The sequence below is a fragment of the Aeromonas sp. CA23 genome (genome assembly GCF_002587065.1).
Taxonomy (GTDB): domain Bacteria; phylum Pseudomonadota; class Gammaproteobacteria; order Enterobacterales; family Aeromonadaceae; genus Aeromonas; species Aeromonas bestiarum.
The window spans coordinates 1927827-1947969 of sequence record NZ_CP023818.1; the positions used below are offsets into that span (position 1 = coordinate 1927827).

General features: G+C 59.1%; 21 protein-coding genes. 8 read left to right on the forward strand and 13 right to left on the reverse strand.

The window, feature by feature from the left end:
- Positions 1-56 precede the first annotated feature (56 nt).
- From cysG to cysC, 4 genes are all read left to right on the forward strand, one after another.
- Positions 57-1493 carry a siroheme synthase CysG gene (gene cysG / locus CK910_RS09225; RefSeq protein ID WP_098982430.1) on the forward strand — a complete coding sequence of 479 codons (1437 nt, stop codon included), beginning with the start codon at positions 57-59 and terminating at the stop codon, positions 1491-1493.
- Between the two features lie 68 nt (positions 1494-1561).
- Positions 1562-2506 carry a sulfate adenylyltransferase subunit CysD gene (cysD, locus tag CK910_RS09230; RefSeq protein ID WP_257982474.1) on the forward strand — a complete coding sequence of 315 codons (945 nt, stop codon included), beginning with the start codon at positions 1562-1564 and terminating at the stop codon, positions 2504-2506.
- Between the two features lie 10 nt (positions 2507-2516).
- Entirely contained in the window at positions 2517-3944 is a 1428-nt protein-coding gene (cysN, locus tag CK910_RS09235; protein ID WP_098982433.1) for a sulfate adenylyltransferase subunit CysN, read from the forward strand.
- A gap of 185 nt (positions 3945-4129) precedes the next feature.
- On the forward strand, positions 4130-4720 hold the full coding sequence (gene cysC, locus CK910_RS09240) for an adenylyl-sulfate kinase (RefSeq protein ID WP_098982435.1): 591 nt from the start codon (positions 4130-4132) through the stop codon (positions 4718-4720).
- A 509-nt stretch (positions 4721-5229) separates the two neighbouring features.
- Here the strand turns inward: cysC and CK910_RS23670 are convergent.
- From CK910_RS23670 to CK910_RS09285, 11 genes are all read right to left on the reverse strand, one after another.
- Positions 5230-5964, reverse strand: coding sequence for a hypothetical protein (locus tag CK910_RS23670; RefSeq protein ID WP_157774606.1), 735 nt, complete (start codon positions 5962-5964; stop codon positions 5230-5232).
- 137 nt (positions 5965-6101) lie between these two features.
- Entirely contained in the window at positions 6102-6611 is a 510-nt protein-coding gene (locus CK910_RS23675; RefSeq protein WP_157774607.1) for a hypothetical protein, read from the reverse strand.
- Between the two features lie 511 nt (positions 6612-7122).
- Positions 7123-8751 (reverse strand): methyl-accepting chemotaxis protein, encoded by a 1629-nt coding sequence (locus CK910_RS09245; protein ID WP_098982438.1) that lies wholly within the window; start codon positions 8749-8751, stop codon positions 7123-7125.
- 273 nt (positions 8752-9024) lie between these two features.
- Positions 9025-9891, reverse strand: a complete 867-nt coding sequence (locus CK910_RS09250) for a TIGR03899 family protein (RefSeq protein ID WP_043138726.1) — start codon at positions 9889-9891, stop codon at positions 9025-9027.
- 244 nt (positions 9892-10135) lie between these two features.
- The gene (locus tag CK910_RS09255; RefSeq protein ID WP_065403783.1) at positions 10136-10615 is read right to left on the reverse strand and encodes a DUF3299 domain-containing protein; all 480 of its coding nucleotides are present in this window, start codon (positions 10613-10615) and stop codon (positions 10136-10138) included.
- A gap of 32 nt (positions 10616-10647) precedes the next feature.
- Positions 10648-11895 (reverse strand): ABC transporter permease, encoded by a 1248-nt coding sequence (locus CK910_RS09260; RefSeq protein WP_098982441.1) that lies wholly within the window; start codon positions 11893-11895, stop codon positions 10648-10650.
- A gap of 76 nt (positions 11896-11971) precedes the next feature.
- Positions 11972-12661, reverse strand: coding sequence for an ABC transporter ATP-binding protein (locus CK910_RS09265; RefSeq protein ID WP_043138734.1), 690 nt, complete (start codon positions 12659-12661; stop codon positions 11972-11974).
- Positions 12662-12665: 4 nt separating this feature from the next.
- A complete protein-coding gene (locus tag CK910_RS09270) occupies positions 12666-13250 on the reverse strand; it encodes a DUF2796 domain-containing protein (protein WP_098982443.1) in 585 nt (194 codons plus the stop codon).
- A gap of 36 nt (positions 13251-13286) precedes the next feature.
- Positions 13287-13577 carry a hypothetical protein gene (locus CK910_RS09275; protein WP_098982446.1) on the reverse strand — a complete coding sequence of 97 codons (291 nt, stop codon included), beginning with the start codon at positions 13575-13577 and terminating at the stop codon, positions 13287-13289.
- A 44-nt stretch (positions 13578-13621) separates the two neighbouring features.
- Positions 13622-14164 carry a YtfJ family protein gene (locus CK910_RS09280; RefSeq protein WP_098982448.1) on the reverse strand — a complete coding sequence of 181 codons (543 nt, stop codon included), beginning with the start codon at positions 14162-14164 and terminating at the stop codon, positions 13622-13624.
- A 241-nt stretch (positions 14165-14405) separates the two neighbouring features.
- Positions 14406-15284: a hypothetical protein gene (locus CK910_RS09285; RefSeq protein WP_098982451.1), complete on the reverse strand. Its 879-nt coding sequence runs from the start codon at positions 15282-15284 to the stop codon at positions 14406-14408.
- A 139-nt stretch (positions 15285-15423) separates the two neighbouring features.
- On the opposite strand from CK910_RS09285, the gene CK910_RS09290 reads away from it, so the two are divergent.
- Positions 15424-15771 (forward strand): hypothetical protein, encoded by a 348-nt coding sequence (locus tag CK910_RS09290; RefSeq protein ID WP_098982454.1) that lies wholly within the window; start codon positions 15424-15426, stop codon positions 15769-15771.
- Positions 15772-15795: 24 nt separating this feature from the next.
- Here the strand turns inward: CK910_RS09290 and ppa are convergent, their stop codons facing one another.
- The gene (gene ppa / locus CK910_RS09295) at positions 15796-16326 is read right to left on the reverse strand and encodes an inorganic diphosphatase (protein WP_042869457.1); all 531 of its coding nucleotides are present in this window, start codon (positions 16324-16326) and stop codon (positions 15796-15798) included.
- 234 nt (positions 16327-16560) lie between these two features.
- Here ppa and mpl point away from each other — a divergent pair, with 234 nt between their 5' ends.
- Together mpl and CK910_RS09305 are read left to right on the forward strand one after the other, a co-directional pair.
- Positions 16561-17931, forward strand: a complete 1371-nt coding sequence (gene mpl, locus CK910_RS09300) for a UDP-N-acetylmuramate:L-alanyl-gamma-D-glutamyl-meso-diaminopimelate ligase (protein ID WP_098982457.1) — start codon at positions 16561-16563, stop codon at positions 17929-17931.
- 46 nt (positions 17932-17977) lie between these two features.
- Positions 17978-18589: a flavin prenyltransferase UbiX gene (locus CK910_RS09305; RefSeq protein ID WP_098982458.1), complete on the forward strand. Its 612-nt coding sequence runs from the start codon at positions 17978-17980 to the stop codon at positions 18587-18589.
- A 120-nt stretch (positions 18590-18709) separates the two neighbouring features.
- On the opposite strand, the gene CK910_RS09310 is transcribed toward CK910_RS09305, so the two are convergent.
- Positions 18710-19324 carry a TetR/AcrR family transcriptional regulator gene (locus CK910_RS09310; protein WP_043138760.1) on the reverse strand — a complete coding sequence of 205 codons (615 nt, stop codon included), beginning with the start codon at positions 19322-19324 and terminating at the stop codon, positions 18710-18712.
- 200 nt (positions 19325-19524) lie between these two features.
- Here CK910_RS09310 and hpt point away from each other — a divergent pair, with 200 nt between their 5' ends.
- The gene (gene hpt / locus CK910_RS09315; protein ID WP_043138763.1) at positions 19525-20055 is read left to right on the forward strand and encodes a hypoxanthine phosphoribosyltransferase; all 531 of its coding nucleotides are present in this window, start codon (positions 19525-19527) and stop codon (positions 20053-20055) included.
- Positions 20056-20143: the final 88 nt, after the last annotated feature.

Sequence of the window (20143 nt, forward strand, 5' to 3'; positions counted from 1 at the left end):
AAGCAGCCCTGCCTATAGTCGCCCCATATTAGTCGTGTTCCAAGGGATGGGCCGAAATGGATTATTTACCTATGTTTGCCAGGTTGGAAGGCCGCCCCGTGTTGTTGGTCGGCGGGGGCGAGGTGGCCCTGCGCAAGGCGCGCCTGCTGCTGGCCGCGGGTGCCCAGCTGACCCTGGTTTCTCCCGAGATTGAACCCGAATTCGCCGAATTTGCCGGCCGTTTTACCCATCTGGTCGAGCGTTTTACGCCGGCTCATCTGACCGGCCAGATCCTGGTGGTGGCCGCCACCGACGATCTCGAGGTCAACGCCCTCGTCTATCAGAGCGCCAATCAGCTGGGTCTGTTCGTCAATGTGGTGGATGACCCCAAGCGCTCCAGCTTCATCTTTCCCTCCATCATAGATCGCTCTCCCCTGATGGTCGCCGTCTCCAGCGGTGGCAAGGCCCCGGTGCTGGTGCGCCTGTTGCGCGAGCGGCTCGAGAGCCTGCTGCCCCGCCATCTCGGCGGTTTGGCCGAACTCTCCGGCCGGGTGCGCGACAAGGCCAAGCGGGTGCTTTCCTCGATTTCCGATCGCCGCCGCTTCTGGGAGCGCGCCTTTGCCTCCAATACCCTGGCCGGCCTCATCGAAAAGCAGGACTGGCAGAGCGCCGAGACTTGGCTGAACGAAGGGCTCGACAAGGCCCAGACCGAGGTCGGCGAGGTGGTGCTGGTGGGGGCGGGGCCCGGCGATCCTGGCCTCTTGACCCTCAAGGCGCTGCAACAAATTCAGCAGGCGGAAGTGGTGCTCTATGACCAGCTGGTCTCCCCGGAGATCCTGGAGCTGGTGCGCCGCGATGCGACTCTTGTCTCGGTCGGCAAGAAGGCCGGTGCCCACAGCGTGCCCCAGGAGGAGACCAATCGTCTGCTGGTGGAGCATGCCCGCGCAGGCAACCGGGTGGTGCGGCTCAAGGGGGGCGATCCCTTCATGTTCGGCCGTGGCGGTGAGGAGCTGGAGGTGCTGGCGGCAGAGGGGATCCCCTTCTCGGTCGTTCCTGGCATCACGGCCGCCGCCGGTGCCACCGCCTATGCCGGTATTCCGCTCACCCACCGCGACCATGCCCAGAGCGCCGTCTTTATTACCGGCCACTGCCAGCAGGAGGGCAAGGAGCCCGACTGGCAGCTGCTCGCCACCACCAACCAGACCCTGGTCGTCTACATGGGGCTGATGCGCTCCGAGCACATTCAGCAGCAGCTGGTGAGCCATGGCCGCAGCAGCCAAACCCCCATCGCCATCATAGAGCGGGGCACCACGGCCCGTCAGCGCGTGCTGACCGGCACCCTGGCTGACCTGGCCGTGCTGGCCGAGCAGGCAGTGAGCCCGTCGCTCATCGTCATCGGCGAGGTGGTTGCCCTGCGCGACCGGCTGGCCTGGTTTGGTGAAACGCGTGGCGATGAGGCGGGTCGCTCCGGCGACCTGAATGGCAGTGATCTCAAGCTGGTGCACCTGGCGTGAGTCTGCAGAGCAAAGAACCGATTTGACGGTGCGGCGACAGCGGCACCGACCTGAACCCGAATCGCGCCCTGACCCGGCGCGTTAGCCAGACCAGAGGACCCGACATGGACCGTGAAAGACTGACACATCTGCAGCAGCTGGAGGCCGAGAGCATCCACATCATCCGCGAGGTGGCTGCCGAATTTGAAAACCCGGTGATGATGTACTCCATCGGCAAGGACTCCTCCGTCATGTTGCACCTGGCCCGCAAGGCCTTCTATCCGGGCAAGATCCCCTTCCCCTTGCTCCACGTCGACACCGACTGGAAGTTCAAGGAGATGATCAAATTCCGCGACGAGACCGCCAAAAAGTACGGGCTGGATCTCATCGTCCACAAGAACCCGGATGGCCTCGCCATGGGGATCAACCCCTTCGTGCACGGCAGCGGCAAGCACACCGACATCATGAAGACCGAAGGGCTCAAGCAGGCGCTCAACCAGCACGGCTTCGATGCCGCCTTCGGCGGTGCCCGCCGCGACGAGGAGAAGTCCCGGGCCAAGGAGCGGGTCTACTCCTTCCGCGACAAGTCCCACCGCTGGGATCCGAAAAACCAGCGCCCCGAGCTGTGGCGCGTCTACAACAGCCAGGTCAACAAGGGAGAGAGCATTCGGGTGTTCCCGCTCTCCAACTGGACCGAGCTCGACATCTGGCAATACATCTATCTCGAGAACATCGACATAGTGCCGCTTTACTTCGCGGCGGTGCGCCCGGTCGTTGAGCGCAACGGCATCAAGATCATGGTGGATGACGAGCGCATGCCTATCGGGCCGGAAGATGAAGTGAAGCAGGAGCTGGTGCGCTTCCGCACCCTCGGCTGCTACCCGTTGACCGGGGCCATCGAATCCGATGCCACTACGCTGCCGGAGATCATCGAGGAGATGCTGCTCACCACCTCGAGCGAGCGGCAAGGGCGGCTGATTGACCATGATCAGGCAGGCTCCATGGAGCAGAAGAAGCGTCAGGGATATTTCTAAGGAATCGCAAATGAACAACCACATTCAGACCGCCATCAGCGAACAGGGCATTGAAGCCTACCTGCACGCCCAGCAACACAAGAGCCTGCTGCGCTTTCTCACCTGCGGCAGCGTGGACGACGGCAAGAGCACCCTCATAGGGCGATTGCTGCACGACTCCCAGCAGATCTATGAAGATCAGCTCAAGGCGCTGGAGTCCGACAGCCAGAAACTCGGCACCACGGGCGAAAAGCTGGATCTGGCGCTGCTGGTGGATGGCCTGCAGGCCGAGCGCGAGCAGGGCATCACCATAGACGTGGCCTACCGCTATTTTTCCACCGCCAAGCGCAAATTTATCATCTCGGATACTCCGGGCCACGAGCAGTACACCCGCAACATGGCCACCGGCGCCTCTACCTGCGATCTCGCCATCATTCTGATCGATGCCCGCAAGGGCGTGCTGGATCAGACCCGTCGCCACAGCTTTATCGCCAGCCTGCTCGGCATCAAGCAGTTCGTGGTGGCGGTCAACAAGATGGATCTGGTGGAGTTCAGCCAGGAGGTGTTCGATCGCATCAGTGCCGATTATCGCGAGTTCGCCAAGAAGCTCAGCGTCGACACCATACAGATAGTGCCTGTCTCGGCGCTGGACGGCGACAACGTGGTCAACCCGAGCGACAAGCTGGCCTGGTATCAGGGCGAAACCCTGCTCTCCCTGCTGGAAAATGCCGAGGTGGAGCGCGAGCTGGAGCGTCATCCGGTGCGCCTGCCGGTGCAGTACGTGAACCGCCCCAACCTGGACTTTCGCGGCTTCGCGGGCACGCTCGCGGCCGGCATCCTGCGGGTCGGCGACAAGCTGGCTGTGCTGCCGTCCGGCAAAGAGAGCACAGTGACCCGCATCGTCACCTTCGACGGGGATCTGGAGTACGCCCTGCCGGGTCAGGCCATCACTGTCACCTTTGCCGATGAAATCGACATCAGCCGCGGCGATCTGCTGGTGGATGCCGCGAGGCAACCCCAGGTGACCCAGAACGTGCTGGCCCATATCGTCTGGATGGGGGAGGAGTCCCTGCAACCGGGCCGGGTCTATGACATCAAGCTGGCCACCAAGAAGACCCGTGGTCAGGTGGAGGCCATCCGTCATCGCATCGAGATCAACAAGCTGGACGAGCTGGCGGCGAATGAGCTCAAGCTCAATGAGATAGGCCTGTGCGAGCTGAGCCTGACCGATCCGGTGGCGTTCGACCCATACAGGGAGATCCGCGACACCGGCAGCTTCATCCTGATAGATCGGTTGAGCAACGTTACCGTCGGGGCCGGCATGATAGTGGAAGGGCTGGCGGCCAAGGCGGTGGCAGGGCAATACAGTGAGTTTGAAATTGAGCTCAACGCCCTGGTGCGCAAGCACTTCCCGCACTGGCAGGCGCTGGCCATCGGCAACGACAGCGGCAAGCAATAGAGCCAAGCGCCCTTTCCCTCAGGAGAGGGCGCGATGAAGCGCGTCCCCTTATCCCCAACCCTGCTCCCGCCGACTAAAAAAGAGAGGGAGAAGGGGGTTAATATTCCCTCTCCCTCTGGGAGAGGGTGAGGGGGCTCGTTGGTTCCTTCCCCATGTTGATGAGCCTGAGTGATCGAGGAGTTAGGATGAGTAATATCGTGTGGCACCAGCATGTCGTCAGCAAACAGAGCCGGGCCGAGCTGAAGGGACAGAAACCGTTGGTGATCTGGTTCACCGGGCTCTCCGGGGCGGGAAAATCCACCCTGGCGGGGGCGCTGGAGCAGGCGCTGGCCGCCGAGGGCAAGCACACCTATCTGCTGGATGGGGACAACGTGCGCCACGGCCTGTGCGGCGATCTCGGTTTCGACGACGTCGCCCGTCAGGAGAATATCCGCCGGGTCGGCGAGGTGGCGAAACTCATGGTGGATGCGGGACTTATCGTGCTCACCGCCTTTATCTCGCCGTTCCGTGCCGAACGGGATCTGGTGCGCAATCTGCTCGGCGTCGACGAGTTTGTCGAGGTATTTGTCGATGCGCCGCTTTCCGTGTGCGAAGAGCGAGATCCCAAGGGGCTCTACAAAAAAGCTAGGGCGGGGGAGATCCGCAACTTTACCGGTATCGATTCGGCCTATGAGGCGCCGGAACAGCCGGAAATTCACCTACTTAACGCCGGTAAACCGGTGGAAGTGCTGGTGGAGGAGTTGCTGACAGCCCTGAGGCAGGGAAACTACCTGTAGTTGTTGAGTGGCGCCGTCTGATAAAGGGAGCCGGATTGTTATCCCGGCAACCGGGTAATTACTCTGGCAGCCAGCTGTAAGCAGCAAATAGAGCGCAGGCGTGGGGAGCAAGGGCACAGGGCCCTTTTTGCTCGCCTCGCCTGCTTGTCATTGGATCGGAAGAACCTATAACAAGCGCCCGGTGGCCGTTAAGTTGGCCACCACGGGCGTTTATGAGCTGGCGGCAGCCACTATAAGCAAAAATTGGGTCATTAACGGAAAAACCATAAATCCAGCTTATTAGTGGTACCGACGAGCCTTGAGCCACCCCAAGGCGGTCGGTATCAGCCCCGCAAAGGGATTTTCCGCTCCTTGCTTATGTCGTGGTGGGGTTATTCGCGATTGTCGGAATACGCTGCATACGGGATGAGCATTTTATCTAATGGTTTTAACAACATCATGATTCTTCCAGTACTATTGTGGATAACATAAGAATTAGGTGTTGCGTAGGCATGGCCTAGATTTTTTTGTTAAACCTCTCTTTTAAGTTCTTGTAGCAACCTAAATTTGGTTATTGCACCGGAATAATAATGAAACAAGAGTGTGTGAGTCTTCAGTAGGTATGCAAAATTTTCAATTTGATCAAGGTTTGGCTTCGTTTTTTCTTCTAGGTTTACTACGAATTTGTATGAGTCAGAGGGGGCGTCAAGGCTTATCGTTATGAACGGCTTTTCAACATTTATTTCCGACGTGACTCCATATTCATTTTTTTCTGATCTTTCATCAGAAAATTCAACCTCGCTATTGTTTAATACTGATATAACATAGTTTTCACAAATTGAAACGAAAGCGGACACTAGATCAAAATAAACATCAACATCTTTTATTTCTGGGATTTCGTAGTGATGTTCAAGCCTATTTCTTAGTTTGTTTAGTTTTTCGATAGATCTAGATGAAAAAATGCCTGACTTACTTAGAAATCCCAGTTTTCTATCTATTCCAAGCCTTTTTTTTCTATATAGTGAGTCTAAGTTGAGAAATATTAATATATAGTCTAATTGACAGTCTATTGCGCGCTTAAGATTTGATGTCGCGTTAACTAATGTATAAGGACTTAAATCACCTTCTAAATCCTTTTCAGCAAAAGATATAAAGTCTCTCGGTGTAAGTTCAAAAACGGGTAACTGAGTATAAGCTCCGCCGCCACCAGAAGCCTCAATGAAATCTATATTTTTATCAAGGAAATTGTATATTTCTGATTTCACTTAAGTTCCTTCGTGAAAATAAAGTTAATATATTTACATGTGAGCCAAACAATGCCTATGCTTCTGTAATTAAATTTAACTACTAAACGCGGTGTATAGTAGAATGCTCCTAAAAGGAATCACTGTTGAGTATTTATTTAGGAAGTTTGTTCAATATACTTTCTTAATTCAGTTGCCCTTATACTCGCTTCAGATCTTTTTGAATAAACCTCTACTTTTCCAAAGTTTTTGAGTTTTTCGATGTAGTCACGAGACATGGATACTCCGGAAGTAAACTGAGTTTTTAAGACCCAGAAGTAAAGTTTATATCCTTTGTCATTTAGTTTGTCTAGAAGGTTGATTGTTATTTCAATCCGTTCGTCATCAAAATTTGGACAAAATGCAGCGATAAGGTACGGACTAGTCAAATTATCCATGAAAGTGTGGTAACCATCAGGTCGGTCATCATTTGACATTCGACGTATAAACCATGTGAGTCCGCCTAGTTCATAGTTCCTCACATATCTGCTGTTATTTGTTAGAGCTTTAAGAGTTTTTGATTTACCCCAGTTTTCATGTCCTACGACAAAAACAATTTTTTTATTACTCATTTGAAACTCCGAAATTTTCCTTCCATATAACACAGCTATACCTATGATAACCATCATGAAAAAGTCAATTATAAATCAATGCATTACCAACCATTTCGTATGTTGGGCTTGCACCAACCGACAAAAACCACACTACCGCCTCTGAATTCCAGCCTCCAGCCTGCTGCTCTTTCCCAGCAGTGTTGCTCCGGTCTGGTTCATGGCTGACTCCGACGAGAGGTGATCCTGATGACCATGTTACCGAACGGAGCTTATTAGGGAAGGGGGAGTGGGCGGTTTCTCGGGCAAGATCAATAAATTGGACGGTCATGGGGTTGTGGTCGGGCTGTGGGGGTATCTCAACGCCCTTACTTTCTCAACGCTCGCAGCGCATTTGGGCGGGGGAATGAACTCCGGGGTCGTCACCCTGTTGAGTGAGGCGCAGCACAGACGCCAGGGTAAGGGCATCAAGGCTGGGTCAGTGATGGTATGGGCGTACCAATCCGGTCAGGTCAGTTCTTCCCACAATGTTGATGGGCCCTCTGTCGGTGACGACAGGGCCCATCTTGTTGTTAGCGCACGGCAGGCGTCAGCGGGCGAGTACAACCCGGCCCTTGCCGAGCTGCTCGCTGAGTTGACGGGGGGCGGGCTGCTGCTGGAACTGGCACACCAGCCGATCCAGCTCGCTCAGCTGCCGTACCAGCTGGATGATGCCGTGCACGGCATGCTGGCTGCCCTGGCTTGAGTCATCGGCCAGGGTCTTGATGCTGAGCACGTTGCGATTGATGTCGGCCGTGACCTGGGACTGCTCCTGCACCGCCTGGGCTATCTGGCCACTGCCGGAGGCGACCTGCTGCAGCATGCTGTTGATCTGCTTCAATATGGTGCCGGTGGCTGAGGCCTTCTGCTGACAGCTGGCCGAGAGTTGCCCCCCTTTCTCCATCGCCTGCTCCGCATTGCCCGCACTGGCTTGCAACAGGCTGATCATTTTCTGGATCTCGCCGGTGGAGGACTGGGTCTTGATGGCGAGCGATCGGATCTCGTCGGCCACCACAGAGAAGCCACGGCCCGCCTCACCGGCCCGGGCCGCCTCTATGGCCGCGTTGAGGGCCAGTAGATTGGTCTGGTTGGCGATGCTGTTGATCACATCGAGAATGCCGTCTATATCCCGGCACTGCCCCGCCAGGGTGTGGATCACCGTCTTGGAGGTGGTGATCTCGTCGTGCATCCCCTCGACCGCGCCTATGGTGTCCAGCACGCTGCGGTTGCCCTCCTTGAACAACTCGGAAGTCTCGTCCAGCAGGCCGGAGGCGGCGGTGGAGCTGTGAGAGACCTCTCTGATCGACTCTGACATCTGGGTGATGGCTGTGGCGACCAGGTTGGTCTCGGCCTGCTGTTGTTGCAGGTTGCTGGTGATGGACTCGGCGTTGTGCAGATCCCCTTCTGCGGCCCGCAAGATCTGGGCGCAGGTCTGTTGGGTGCGGGCCAGCACGGCATTGAACTCGGCCCGGTTCATCAACATGGCGAGCTCGATGGCGGCCAGGTTGTCGACCTTGTTGGTGTAGAGCAGTTGCATCAGCGGGTTGTCGAAGCGGCTGCGGGCCATCTTGTCGAGCTTGCTCAGGCGACGGGCCAGGGCATGGGTGATCATGGCTGCCAGCAGCAGCGGTACGGTCGCCAGTGCCAGCGGCCAGCCCGCAGCCTGCTCATACCCCAGCGCGACCATGGCCGCCAGACTCAGCAGCAGGCAGAGCGTGACTGCCTGCGTATGGGAGAAGGTCGGCAGCCTGAGGGCCAGGGGAGCCTTGTCATTGCGCAGGTCGGCATAGATGCGCTCGGCCCGCTGCTTGATCTCCTCGCTGGGGGCCGTGCGCACGGACTGGTATTCCACCACCTTGCCGCTGGCATCCTTGATGGGAGTGACAAAGGCGCTGACCCAGTAGTGATCGCCATTCTTGCAGCGGTTCTTCACCGGCCCCATCCAGCTCTTGCCGTCCTTGATGTGATGCCAGAGATCGGCGAAGGCCTGCTTGGGCATGTCCGGATGGCGCACCAGGTTGTGATGCTCACCTTGCAGCTCGTCCAGGCTAAACCCCGCTATGTTGCAGAACTCCTCGTTGGCATAGGTGATGCGGCTTTCCAGGTCCGTGGTGGAAATAAGACTCTGGTGCTCCGGGTAGAGACGCTCACGCTGGGTAACGGGTTGGTTGACTCTCATTGTGTGGTCCTGCACGCGGTGATGGGAAAGATGTATGGGTAGTGCAAGTTATGCACCATGGTGCCATGGGTGATGATGATTTTGTTAGTAGCGTGTTTATCCGACCAAAATGGTCAGATTTTGCGGCAAATCCGGATCAGGAGGAGGTGGGCAAGGAGATCGATTCGCATTTCGAGAATCGATTTGGCAATGAGCAGGGGGGCATTTCGCAATATGGTGCGGCTGGCGTGCCACAAGGGAGAAGAGAAAGAGGGCCAACAGGGGCCCCGGGATTCAGACGGCGGCAGTTGGTGGCACTCTCTCCAGCTCGGACTCGGGAGGCTGCATCATGGTCTCTATCTGCAGCCCCTGCACCAGCACGGTTTTCAGATCCTGCAGGTACTCCTCCAGCGGCGGCTCCTGCAACAGCTGGGCGAGCTCGTTGCCCACCGGGGTCAGCCGGTAGTAGAGCAGGGTGATATTGGTCTGCTTGCGATGCAGGCGCCAGCGCTGGTCGCCGAATGCCAGCTCGACCCCGTCGGCAGGCAGCGGGCCGGATTCCAGCTCTCCCTTGTGCAGCAGGCCGAGCTCGAACAGCTGCAACAGGGCATTGTAGGGCAATCGGTATTTGCCCAGACCAAGCCGGGTCACCTTGGCGCGGCTGAGCAGGCTGGCGCCCTTGTGCAGCCCCAGCAGCAGACGCTGCTCATCGCTGCCCGAATAGTGGCAGGCGAGGGCGCAGATCCGCTGGAACAGCTGGGCCTCGCGCTGGGTCATCTCCTTGAGGGTGGTGAGGGCGCGGATGGAGAAACGGCCTGGGGTGGCGATCTCGATGGCGAAGATGCGGCCCCACAGCTGCTGCATGGGGACCATGCTGATGTCTTCCGCCAGTTGCAGGAAGCGGGTCAGCCAGTCGCTGTCCATCTCGCCGCCGGCGGCCGTCTCCTCGCAGTGGCGGGAGGCCATCACCATGATGGCTTCCAGATTGCGCTGGCGGGCAGCCTGATCCGCCAGATGGCGAAAGGTGGCGCGCTGTTCGAAGGTGCTGTCGCTGTTGCGGGTGAGCATGCCGTCTATGCCGCGGCTGCGGGCCAGGCGCAGGGTTTGCTCCTGGCTGCTCAGGATGGAACTCTCTTTCTTGGGCGGGGGCAGGTCAGCCATGCTGGCTCCGTGATCGCAAGGTCTAGCCTTGAATGTTACTCCAACCGGGATGGCGGGCAATCCCTCAAGCAGGGGCTGGTCCCGGTTTCGGCCAGCAAGGGGATAAAAAAGTGGCCTCCCGCGGGAGGCCGTGTGTGCAGGCTCACTGCTCTTCGTAGACGCTGACCTCGCCCGCCTCCATGGAGTAGGAGGCGGTGGCCATCTCGTGGCTGGAGCTCATCAGACGCGCATCATGATGTCTGACTTATTCCTCTTCGTAGACGCTGACCTCGACCGCTTCCATGGAGTAGGAGGCGGTGGCCATCTCGTGGCTGGAACTGATGGTGCGCATCTTGCCCTTCACCCAGATGGCATCCCAGAGATCATCCACGGGGGCGCCCTTGGGGTAGCTTACATAGACCACCTGGTTGGTGGGGGGCGGCGGCACATGGATGCAGGCGCCGAAGTAGGGCACCAGCAGGAAGGCGGTGATCTTCTTGGCATCCCCCTCCAGCGGCACCACGAACCCCGGGATCCGCACGTCTTGGTTGTCCAGCTTCTGGTTGACACCGCCCACCGGCTGCGGCACCGAGGAGAAATCGCCATCGTGGCTCACCTGGGGCGGTGGCAACAGCCGTTCCCCTTGCGGGATCAGCACGTCCCAGTCGATGGTCTTGTAATCGGCGGCCAGGGCCGGCAGCGCCAGCAGGCTGGCCAGCAGCGCCACAATTTTCCACTTCATCATCTGTCCTTCTCTCTTTTTATGTAGGCGAGTCGCTAGACGCGAATGCTCATGCCATCGCTCAGGCTGTAGCGGTAGGCCCTTGCCGCGGGCAGCAGGCCTATCACCATGCCCGCCAGCCACACCAGCCCCAGCAACTGCCACTCGTAGGCGCTCGGCAGTCCCAGGCTCAATTGCAGGCCATAGTGGCTGAGCAGCCAGGGGGTGGCAAGCCCCTGCCCCAGATAGAGCGCGGCCACCCCGAGGGCTATGCCTGCGGTGGTGAGGGCCATCGCCTCCAGCGCCAGCAACAGGAACAGGTGGGCGGGGCCTGCCCCCAGGGAGCGCAGTATGGCCAGCTCGCGGCGCCGCTCGTTGAGCCCCGCCAGCAAGGTGGTCAGCATGCCGATGAGGCCCGCCACCACCACGAAGCCGGCGATCACAGAGAGCGCGGTTTCCGCCACGCTCATCAGACTCCACAGCTCCTGCAGGGCGGCCCCCGGCAGGATCGCCATTAGCGGCTCGCCCCGATAGGTGTTGACGCTGCGCTGCAGCTGGAACGCCAGTATTCGATTGCTGAGGCCCACCATAAAGGCGGTGATGGTTTTAGGGGTCAGATCCTGCGCCAGCGCCTGTTCGGCGGTCACGTTCTTGCTGTGTCTGCCCGTGTCCCAGCCCAGGTGGATCGCCTCTATCCCGGCCAGCGGCACGTGGATGGTACGATCGATGGGGGTGCCGGTCGGTGCCAGTATCCCCACTACCTTGAACGGCAGGTTGTCGTGCTGGCTGAAGGAGGTGTTGCCGGCGCCGTGGGCGATGACGATGGACTGATCCAGCTTGTAGCCGAGCTTCTCGGCCACCTGGGCGCCGAGCACGGCCTCGAACGGCGTGTCGAACGGCCGCCCCTCCCGCAGTTGCAGCGCCTGCTGCTGGCCGTACTTCAGGTGGGTGAAGTAGTCGCCATTGGTGCCGAGCACCCGAAAGCCCTTGTGAGAATCACCGAGGGAGAGGGGGATGGTCCAGGCGACGCCGGGTTTAGTCTTGATGGCCTGATAGGCCTCCCAGCCCACGTTGTTGGTGGGGTTGCCGATGCGAAATACCGAGTAGAGCAGCAGGTTCACCTGGCCGGAGCGGGCGCCGACGATGAGATCGGTACCCGAGACGGTGTTGGAGAAACTCTCGCGGGCCTGGGTGCGCACCCGCTCCACCCCGAGCAGCAGGGTGACGCTGATGGCCACCGCCAAGAGGGTCAGCCCGGCGGTGAGGCGACGAGCCCAGAGACTTTGCAGGGCGAGCTTCAGCATACCGGCCTCCGGTGTTGTGGCTGGGATGCACCCTTTGGTGCGGGTCTGGTCGGGTAGATGGCACAGCTATTGGGATTCAGCATATGGCCCTCCGGTTGAGCAGTTGCAGATTCTCCACTCGCGGGAAGAGCGGCTCGAGATAGGGATCGTGACTGACGAAGATCAGGGTCGACCCCTGCTTGTCACACTCCTCGAACAACAGCTTGATGAAGGCGGCCCGGTTGTCGGTATCCAGGGCCGAGGTGGGTTCGTCGGCGATCACTAGCGGTGGCGAGCCTATCAGCGCCCGCGCGGCGGCCACCCGCTGCTGCTGGCCTATGCTGAGGGCGTGGACGGGTCTGTGCAGCGCCTCGGCCGGCAGCTGCAGCTCCGCCAGCAGGCGGCGCGCTTCCTGCTCGGGACTCCCCTGCAGACGAGCCCGTTTCTCGGGTGAGAAGGTGAGGGCGGCGGTGACGTTGTCCAGCACGGATAAAAATGGCAGCAGATTGAACTGCTGGAAGATATAACCCAGATTGGCCGCCCGGAAGTGGTCGCGGGCACGGCCGGATAGCCGGGCCAATGGCTGGCCCAGCACGTCCAGGGTGCCGTGGTTGGCGGTCTGGATCCCGGCAAGCAAGCCAAGCAGGGTCGACTTGCCGGAGCCCGATGGCCCCTTGATGAACACCCGCTCCCCCTCGCCGATGGTGAGGGCTGGCAGATCGAGTACAGGCTCGTGATCCGGCCAGGCGAAGGCCAGATCGCGGATCTCAACCACGGCTTTTTTCATGGTGTTACCAGCTCAGCTTGTTGGCGGATGGGGTCAGCTCGGCCGCAGTCTGGCCGGTGGGCAGTATGCCCTGCACGCTCAGCTTTTCCAGGCTCGGATAGATGCTGAACAGGGTGGCTTCCAGTCCGGTCAGCTTGGTCGGAGCCTCACAGGTGTAGGTGTACATGGCACCCACATCGGCGTGACCCGCATCATCATGGTGGTGGTCATCATGACTGCTGCCAGCCTTTTCATGGTCATGGTCATGGTCATGGTCATGGTCGTGATCTTCCTTGGCCGCATTGAGTTCCTGCTGGGTCAGCTTGCAGCCGGCCGCCGGGTCGAAGCGAAACAGGGCATCGGGTTGCTTGAGCTGAGCCATGGCCTTGGCGTATTGCGCCTTCTCCTCGTCGCTCTTGGCGGCGTGCTCGAAGCCCACCAGATCGGCGGCGGGAGCCTGCAGCTCGAGCATCAACTGGTTGCCATCGAGCACCAGGTTGAGGTGGCCGTGGCCATGCTCGTGGGCACCGTGGCCGTGACTCTCATGCTCGTCGTGATTTGCTTGCACGCCAAAGGCAGCTGCCGCCAGTAACAGTGTGACTGCTTTCATCGTTAATCCTTTTGAAACAATTAATAAGAGAAATGTTCAGTGGGAGAAGCAATGAAAGTGCGGCGGGGCACGAATGCGGCACTGGCCTGAAGGGGTGGAATCGATGGCGGGCAAGGCGGTATCAGCTAGCTTGCCGATGACCACATGCGGGATTGGGATGGGCACGTTGGGCGTCAGTGCCAGCTTGCCATCGAGATGGAGGGCGCAGAGGACGCAAGTGTGGCTATGACCGGGCAGGTCGGCTTCCAGCGGGTGTTGTGCCAGCGCCGGTTGCAACCACAACCAGCCCAGTAGCAACAACCAGATTTTCAGCTTGAAACGACCCATAGACCCTTATGAAAGGGGCGCCATCAGCGCCCCTTCTCTCTGATTCAGAGATGGGACTGGATGAGCCCCATCACGGTAGCAATATTGTTGGCATCGAGCTGACCATCTTTGGCAAACAGCACCTTGCCCTCTTTATCCAGCAGTATGATGGCCGAGCTTTCCGGCGCGAGATCCCAGGCGTTGCGGGCCATGCCCTTGGCATCCAGCACCATGGCGGACCAGGGGAACTCTTTCTTGCTGTCTTCGGCACTGCTCTTCACAAAGCCGGAGGTGCCCCAGATGGCGTCATTGCTGTTGATGATGGTGACCGTCTGGTACTTGTCGTGGGGCAGCTTGGCCGCCTTGATCGCCTCGATCATGGGGGCGTTCAGCTCCTTGGCACTGGAGCGACCCGCGATGTGCTGGATCAAAAAGACTTTGCCAGTCAGTATCTTGCTTTGCCAGGGTTGGTAGCTGACCGCTTTCTCTTGCAGTACCAGCTCACCCTTGTCGCTGATGTTGACCAGCGGCACCTGGGCAGACTCCTTGATGTTGTGAGCCATGGCCAGTGTTGGCAGCAGCGCCAGAGTAAGTACGAGATGTTTCATCCTGATGACACTCCTTTTGTTATGTTATAACGATTTTTCACTTGAGGGAATGGGGCAGAACTCATCCTAAACTGATCGGATCTGTTTAAAAAGTGTTAAATAAGCTCGCGAGTGAGCCGAGCGGGCTGCCCGCCAGCGCAGACAGCGGCTGGCAAAGGCGGCTAGGATGGCACGCAGTCGATAAAAATCAATTAGTTATCAACTGGTTTGAGGAGTGTGCTTCAGTTGAACCGGACGTGGCTCAATACAAGGGTTCGCTGATCAGCGGGATCTTGGCCATGGTCATCTGCTGGGCCAGCAGGGGCGAGCCGGTCAGCAAGACGTGGCGCTGATTGCCGATCATCAGGGTATCGCCCTTCAGGCCGCTGTCGGCCGTGATGGCCAGCCAGGCTGGCGAGACGCTGCCGATGCTGATGTTGGGGTATATGATGCTGAGCATGTATTGCGGCGCCAGCTCGGCCAAGAGGCTTGCCATCAGCAGAGCCTTCTCGTCGCTGTCGGCCTTGTTGTCCTGCAAGGCCTGCAGGGGCGGGGCGAAGTGATCCATCTGCTCGGGAGGCGTGGGGATGGCGCTCAGCCACTCCTGCAGCAGGCCGACGCTGGTGGCCAGATCCTTGGCGGAAAACTGCTTCGCCAGCGGCCTGAGATCTCCCTTGAACTGGTAGAACAGCTGGGAGTAGTTGGGGCGCACGCAGGGCAGCTTGCGATTGGCCGGGTGCACGCAGGGCACCACCCGCATCTGGTAGAAGGCATCTTCCTGATATTGCTGGTAGGCCTGCCAGAACAGGGTCGACTCCATGCTGTCGTCGTGCAGGGTGAAGGCCTGCTCCAGATTGCGAAACTTGGTGGCGGTTTCGGGACTGGTCTGGTTGATCAGGTTGATGCTGCTGTAAAGGCGCGGGCTTATGTAGGAGTAGAGTGTCTCCAGCGGATAGTTGAGGGAGGCATCGAGCTGGGTCATCTGGTGGCGACTGGCGGACATGATGCGCTCGTCCGCATTGAGCTGAAGGTGCTTCTGCTGGCCGTCGGCAGACTGCCACTGCCAGCTCAGGTTGACTTCGTTGGCGCCGACCGTGGATGCAAACACTAGACTCAACAACAGACCTTGTGCCAGTTTCATGATGTGCATCCTGCTCGGGGTGATAATAAACAACTAGGTGAGCCGGCCGGATTTGGATGAGCTTAGTTTTGATGATCTGGGTAACAGTCTGATAAGACTTTAAATTTAATTCTGGAAATAAGTCATACAGGAAACCGTCATGAAGCGAATTCCACTGCTGTTGTTGCTGTTGGCCGCCTTGCCTGCGGCGGCGGGCCAGGTGATCGTCAACAAGGGGATGTCCAGTGCGGATACCTTTGCCCTGCGGGACAAGCTGGCGCGGGAACATGAATGGCAGGAGTGGCTGCGTTTCCAGCAGGCAATCAAGTGGCTGGAGGTGTTGCCGGTCAACTGCGAGCTGATGAGTGAGCAGGGCGGGGGTTATCGCTGCGGTGGCGACTATTACCGGCCCTATCGGCAGGATGGTCGTGACATCTATATCCAGGGGGATCCCAGTGGTGTGACGTCGGGTCAGCGCCCGCAACCGCCAATAGAAAAGGCGCCCTGAGGCGCCTTTTTTGCGAGGGTACGCTTACTTGGCAGCGTAACGCTCGGCAGAGGTAACGATCTCGGCTTCGGCAGCAGCCTTGTCGCCCCAACCTTCCACCTTGACCCACTTGCCCGCTTCCAGCTCTTTGTAGCGCTCGAAGAAGTGCTGGATCTGGGCGCGCAGCAGCTCGGGCAGATCGTTCACATCCTTGATGTGGTCGTACTGCTTGGTCAGCTTGGAGTGCGGCACGGCCACGATCTTGGCATCTTCGCCAGATTCGTCGGTCATCTTCAGCACGCCGACCGGGCGGCAGCGAATGACGGAGCCGGCCAGCAGCGGGTAGGGAGTCGGAACCAGAACGTCGACCGGATCACCATCCAGAGACAGGGTGGCGTTCACATAACCGTAGTTGCACGGGTAGAACATAGGGGTCGACATGAAGCGATCAACGAAGATGGCACCGCTGTCCTTGTCGACTTCGTATTTGATCGGGTCGGCATTCTGCGGGATTTCGATGATGACGTAGATGTCGTCGGGCAGGCTCTTGCCAGCCGGTACCAGGTTCAGGCTCATGACGTTTCCTTCAGTGTTGGAGTCAAGTTTGCAGGCCGATATTATAGCGATGTCGCGTCAAATGACCATATTTCAAGGGCACTGTGACCGCCTTGGCTGATGCCGTGCTGCCCGGGTCGGCCAAATGGCGGCCCGCTTGTCTGGGTCGATTGACGTCTCGTCACGCCCGCGGCTTGCGACCAAACCTCAACAGACCCTAGAATGCGCACTCCCTTTACTGGAAAAGGCAGCGGTATGCACATTCACATCCTCGGGATCTGCGGCACCTTCATGGGTGGTCTGGCGGTGTTGGCAAAACAGCTTGGTTATCGAGTCACAGGCTCGGATGCCAACGTCTATCCCCCCATGAGTACCCAGCTCGAGCAACAGGGCATAGAGCTGACCGAGGGCTATGACCCGTCCCAGCTCGATCCTGCGCCGGATCTGGTGGTGGTCGGCAATGCCATGAGTCGTGGCAATCCCTGCGTGGAATATGTGCTGGACCGCAATCTGCCCTATATCTCAGGCCCCCAGTGGCTGCTGGAGCATGTGCTGCAGGATCGCTGGGTGTTGGCCGTGGCAGGCACCCATGGCAAGACCACCACCGCCAGCATGCTGGCCTGGGTGCTCGAATACGCCAAGCTGGAGCCGGGTTTTCTCATCGGTGGCGTGCCGGGCAACTTCCCGGTTTCCGCCCGTCTCGGTTCCGCTCCCTTCTTCGTCATCGAAGCGGACGAGTATGACTGCGCCTTCTTCGACAAGCGCTCCAAGTTCGTCCACTACCATCCGCGCACCCTGGTGATGAACAACCTGGAGTTCGACCACGCGGACATATTCCCGGATCTGGCCGCCATCCAGCGCCAGTTCCACCACCTGATGCGCACCGTGCCGAGCAACGGCCGGGTGCTGTTCCCGCAAGCCGATGACAACCTCACCGCGGTGCGCAAGATGGGCTGCTGGAGCGAGGTGGAGCTGGTGGGTCAGGACGACGCCAAGTGGAAGGCGGTCAAGCTGGCCGACGACGGTTCCGCCTTCGAGGTGTGGCTGGATGGGCAGAAGCAGGGCGAGGTGCACTGGGAGTGCATCGGCGAGCACAACGTCAACAACGGCCTGATGGCCATCGCCGCCGCCCGTCACGCCGGCGTCATGGTGGAGCACGGCATAGCTGCCCTCTGCCAGTTCAAGTCCCCCAAGCGGCGGATGGAGCTCAAGGGGGAAGTGGCAGGCATCAGCATCTATGACGACTTTGCCCACCACCCCACCGCCATCGAGACCACCCTCGGCGGGCTGCGCGCCAAGGTGGGCAAGGCCCGCATCCTGGCGGTGCTGGAGCCGCGCTCCAACACCATGAAGCTGGGGGTGCACAAGGAAGAGCTGGCCGGCTGCTTCGACGGTGCCGACGAGGTGTTCTTCTTCCAGCCGCCCAATATCGGCTGGGATCTCGGCGAGGTGACGGCTCACATGAGCCGACCGGCCAAGGTGTTCAACGATCTGGAGACCCTGATCAACCGGCTGGTGGCCGAGTGTCGCGATGGCGATCATATTCTGATCATGAGCAACGGCGGCTTCGGCGGCATTCATGACAAGTTGATCGCTCGCCTCAAGGATTATCACGGTCAACTATGACGCCCTTGATGAGTCCGCTTTGGTTTTCAGGTTCACAGAGGCCCGCATGAATAAACACGTCACCCTGGCGCTGACCGGCGCCTCCGGCGCCCCTTACGCCCTGCGCCTGCTTGAGTGTCTGGTGCAGGCGGACTATCGGGTCTATCTGCTGGCCTCCTCCGCCGCCCGTGTGGTGCTCAAGACAGAGCAGCAGCAGGAGTGGCCGGGCTCACCCAGGGAGCTATCCGCCTATCTCTGTCGCCAGTACGGCGCCAAAGAGGGTCAGATAGTGGCCTGCGGCAAGGAGGAGTGGTTCTCGCCGGTGGCCTCGGGGTCGGCGGCGCCGAAACAGATGGTGGTTTGCCCCTGCTCCATGGGAACCGTGTCGGCCATCGCCAACGGCGCCTCCGACAACCTGCTGGAGCGGGCGGCGGATGTGGTGATCAAGGAGCGCGGCCAGCTGATCCTGGTGCCCCGCGAGAGCCCCTTCTCCGCCATCCATCTGGAGAACATGCTGAAACTGGCGAGACTTGGCGTGACCATAATGCCGGCCGCGCCCGGTTTCTATCATGAGCCGAAAAGCATCGCGGATCTGGTGGACTTCATGGTGGCGCGGATCCTGGATCACCTCGGGGTCGAGCACGCGCTGACCAGCCGCTGGGGTTACGCCAATTCCTGACCTGTGGTGCATCACCCTGCTGGCTGTCTCTCGCGACAGAGGCTGAACCGGCCGCAAACGGACAAACAAAAGCGGCGCCGACCTGAACAGTCCGGCGCCGCTTGTCATTCACGAGGCGGGTTATGCGGCCTGGATGGGGGCCGTTACGTACTTGAACAGAAAATCGGTCACATCTTCCCGGGACGGGCGTTGTGGCTGATTGATCATCTGCATCATGACGTAACCAAAACCGGTCAGGGAGCGGGCCAGGTCCTGGGCGGACAGCACACTCCGGATCTCACCGGCATCCATGGCGCGTTGCAAATGGGGCGCGATGCGCTCCAATGCCTTGTCCAGCAGCTTGGCATAACGGGGCCAGACCTCTTCCCGCACCGACGAACTCCACTCCAGCCAGATGCTGGCGTGGTCGGGTTGATCGTAGGCGGCATCGACAAACAGCTTCACGTGACGGCGAATGCTGTCGTTGATCGGACCCTGGCCGGTATAGGCCTGTTCCAGCATCTGGTGAACGAAACGTTCGATCTCGGCCAACACTTCATCCACCAGCTCTTCGCGGGTGTTGAAATAGTTGAACACGGTAGCTACCGAGACTTTGGCCTGTTCTGCTATCTCGGCGTGACCCGCACGGCCTATGCCGCGACGGGAGAACACCTCGATGGCACATTCCATCAATTGATTGCGACGAGCTTCCGGAGAAAGCCGGGTTCGACGTCTTATTTCTGCGCGTGGTTCCATAGTTTTTTCATCTAATAGTTATTGATTATGGTGTTTATAGTATTGTCACCGATAACGCCCGAGGGCCTGCTAACTCTATCAATTAAAATAAGCCGATAAAAGCATCACGTATGCCTGACGCCTCTCGGCTTGGATGGTAGAATCCTCGGTTTTGACGTTAATGAACGGCCAAATCCCCTTTGGCCATGAGGGAGTAAGTGATGAAACACACCGTCGAGGTGATGATCTCCGAGGCCGACGTGGCCGCCCGGATCGCCAAATTGGGTGAAGAGATCACCGCCCGTTATCAGGGTTCTGACGAAGTGGTCATGATTGGCCTGCTGCGTGGCTCCTGCGTCTTCCTGGCCGACCTGTGCCGCCAGACCCCGCTGCCCGTCACCCTGGATTTTATGACCGCCTCCAGCTATGGCTCCGGCATGCGCAGTACCCGTGACGTTCGCATCCTCAAAGATCTGGATGACGACATCAAGGGCAAGGACGTGCTGATCGTCGAGGACATCATCGACACCGGCTACACCCTCAACAAGGTGCGTGAAATCCTGTCACTGCGCGAGCCTAAATCCCTCGCCATCTGCACCCTGCTGGACAAACCGTCCCGCCGCGAGGTGCAGGTGCCGGTGGACTGGATCGGCTTCTCCATTCCGGACGAATTCGTGGTGGGTTGTGGTATCGACTATGCCCAGAAATACCGCAACCTGCCGTTCATCGGCAAGGTAGTACCGCAAGAGTAAGCAAGGTCCAGGAATATCACGGGCGAGGTGGCCGAGCGCCATTTTTTGTCTGCAAGGCGGCCCCGGCCGCCTTTTCTGTATCGAGATG

Coding starts and splice junctions, on each gene's coding strand:
- cysN (WP_098982433.1), top strand. CDS start 2,517: ATGAACAACCACATTCAGACCGCCATCAGCGAACAGGGCATTGAAGCC.
- CK910_RS09245 (WP_098982438.1), bottom strand. CDS start 8,751: ATGAGAGTCAACCAACCCGTTACCCAGCGTGAGCGTCTCTACCCGGAG.
- CK910_RS09310 (WP_043138760.1), bottom strand. CDS start 19,324: ATGGAACCACGCGCAGAAATAAGACGTCGAACCCGGCTTTCTCCGGAA.
- CK910_RS09255 (WP_065403783.1), bottom strand. CDS start 10,615: ATGATGAAGTGGAAAATTGTGGCGCTGCTGGCCAGCCTGCTGGCGCTG.
- CK910_RS09285 (WP_098982451.1), bottom strand. CDS start 15,284: ATGAAACTGGCACAAGGTCTGTTGTTGAGTCTAGTGTTTGCATCCACG.
- CK910_RS09270 (WP_098982443.1), bottom strand. CDS start 13,250: ATGAAAGCAGTCACACTGTTACTGGCGGCAGCTGCCTTTGGCGTGCAA.
- CK910_RS09265 (WP_043138734.1), bottom strand. CDS start 12,661: ATGAAAAAAGCCGTGGTTGAGATCCGCGATCTGGCCTTCGCCTGGCCG.
- mpl (WP_098982457.1), top strand. CDS start 16,561: ATGCACATTCACATCCTCGGGATCTGCGGCACCTTCATGGGTGGTCTG.
- cysG (WP_098982430.1), top strand. CDS start 57: ATGGATTATTTACCTATGTTTGCCAGGTTGGAAGGCCGCCCCGTGTTG.
- CK910_RS09290 (WP_098982454.1), top strand. CDS start 15,424: ATGAAGCGAATTCCACTGCTGTTGTTGCTGTTGGCCGCCTTGCCTGCG.
- CK910_RS09260 (WP_098982441.1), bottom strand. CDS start 11,895: ATGCTGAAGCTCGCCCTGCAAAGTCTCTGGGCTCGTCGCCTCACCGCC.
- CK910_RS09280 (WP_098982448.1), bottom strand. CDS start 14,164: ATGAAACATCTCGTACTTACTCTGGCGCTGCTGCCAACACTGGCCATG.
- hpt (WP_043138763.1), top strand. CDS start 19,525: ATGAAACACACCGTCGAGGTGATGATCTCCGAGGCCGACGTGGCCGCC.
- CK910_RS09275 (WP_098982446.1), bottom strand. CDS start 13,577: ATGGGTCGTTTCAAGCTGAAAATCTGGTTGTTGCTACTGGGCTGGTTG.
- CK910_RS23675 (WP_157774607.1), bottom strand. CDS start 6,611: ATGATGGTTATCATAGGTATAGCTGTGTTATATGGAAGGAAAATTTCG.
- ppa (WP_042869457.1), bottom strand. CDS start 16,326: ATGAGCCTGAACCTGGTACCGGCTGGCAAGAGCCTGCCCGACGACATC.
- CK910_RS09250 (WP_043138726.1), bottom strand. CDS start 9,891: ATGGCTGACCTGCCCCCGCCCAAGAAAGAGAGTTCCATCCTGAGCAGC.
- cysC (WP_098982435.1), top strand. CDS start 4,130: ATGAGTAATATCGTGTGGCACCAGCATGTCGTCAGCAAACAGAGCCGG.
- CK910_RS09305 (WP_098982458.1), top strand. CDS start 17,978: ATGAATAAACACGTCACCCTGGCGCTGACCGGCGCCTCCGGCGCCCCT.